At 77.5% G+C, this 1,601-nt stretch carries 1 protein-coding gene; it reads left to right on the plus strand.

Features of this window, described 5'->3' with window-relative positions; all coding sequences use genetic code 11:
- Nucleotides 1–1,601, plus strand: a 1,601-nt coding sequence (locus B9S58_RS00190) for a beta-ketoacyl reductase (protein ID WP_146063423.1), incomplete at both ends; no start/stop codon positions are given.

Below are 1,601 nucleotides of genomic sequence, written 5' to 3' on the forward strand. Positions count from 1 at the left end.
CGCCGCGGGCCCGGCCGCGCCGCCGAACGGCGCCCCCGGTCCCGACCAGCTGACGCTGGAGCGCCTAGACCTGGACGCCTTCCGGGCGCTGTGGGAGCAGGTCGGCGACCCCGTCGCGGGCGTGGTCCACCTGTGGAACGCCGACAGCCCGGCCGACGGCGGCCGGGGCGAGGAGGAGGAGCTGGGCCTCGGCCTGTACGCCTGCCTCGCCGCCCTGCGGACCCTCGGCGAGCGGCAGCGCAAGTCCCGCTTCCTCGTCGTGACCCGCGACGGCCAGCCCGTCGCCGAAGGCGACCGGCCGGTCCCCGCCCGTGCCGCCCTGTGGGGTCTGATGCGCACCGCTGCCATCGAGTACCCCGGCCTGCGCCCGCGCGTCGTCGACCTCGGCGGCGCCCCCGGCACCCTGCTGCCCGCCCTCGTGGCGGACCTCGGCGGCGCCCGCGGACCCGTCGAGACCGGCTACCGCGACGGCGTCCGGCACGTGCCCGTCCGGGTGCGCGACCGCTCGGCGTACACCCCGCCCCGCCCCACCGGGCAGGGCCCCATCCGGCCCGGCGGACGCTATCTCGTCCTGGGCGGCCACGGCGGCCTGGGCCTGGAGGTGGCCGAGCGGTTCGCCCGAGAGGGCGCCAGCGTCGTCGCGCTGGTCTCCCGCTCCGGCGGGAACCCCGGCTCCGACGAGCGGGCCGCCGCCCTCGCCGCCCACGGCTGCCTGGCCGTCTCCTACAGCGCCGACATCACCGCCCCCGGCGCCCTGGCGGCCCTGGTGGAGCGGATACGCCGGAAGCACGGCGAGGTGCACGGCGTCGTCCACGCCGCGGGCACCCTCAAGGACGGGCTGATCCGCAGCGCCACCGCCGAGGACGTCGCGGCCGTGATGCGGCCCAAAGCCGACGGGGTACGCGAGCTGGCCGCCGCCGTCGCCGGGCTGGACCTGGACTTCGCGGTGCTGTTCGCCTCCGTCTCCGGCACCTTCGGTAACCTCGGGCAGGGCGGCTACGCCGCCGCCAACACCTACCTCGACGGCTACGCCCACGCGCACGGCGCGCCGTGGCTCAGCGTCGACTGGGGCCTGTGGGGCGAGGTCGGCATGGGCACCGCCGTCGCGGACCAGCTCCGGGCGCGCGGCGTCCGGCCGCTGACCACCGCCGAGGGCCTGGACGCCCTCATGGCCGTACTGGGGACGGAGCGGCCCGCCCGGCAGCTCGTTGTCGCCCACCCGGACGCCGGCACCGAGATCGTCGAGCCGGACGACCCGGAGGTCCGTGCCGGTTCCGCCCCGGTCTCCGCCGCCGCAACTGCGGGGGACAGCTCCGGTGCGGCCGCCGGGGACGCCGCGGAGCGCGTCGCCGACGCGCTGGCGGCGTTCCTCGTGGAACGACTGCGGGTCGCGTCCCTCGACCGCGAGGCGCCCCTGTCGGAGTACGGCATGAGCTCGATCATGAGCGTCGAGCTGTCCGAGGAGCTGTCCCGCCGATGGGACATCAGCCTCCCGGCCACGCTCTTCCTGGAGTACGGCGCCTTCGACGAACTGGCGGAGGCGCTGGCCGAGCGCTACGGCGCGGCGGCGGCCCTGCCGGAGCCGGCCGGGGGCGAGCCCA

Origin of the sequence: Streptomyces sp. SM11 (assembly GCF_002910905.1) — a bacterium.
Taxonomy (GTDB): Bacteria; Actinomycetota; Actinomycetes; order Streptomycetales; family Streptomycetaceae; genus Streptomyces.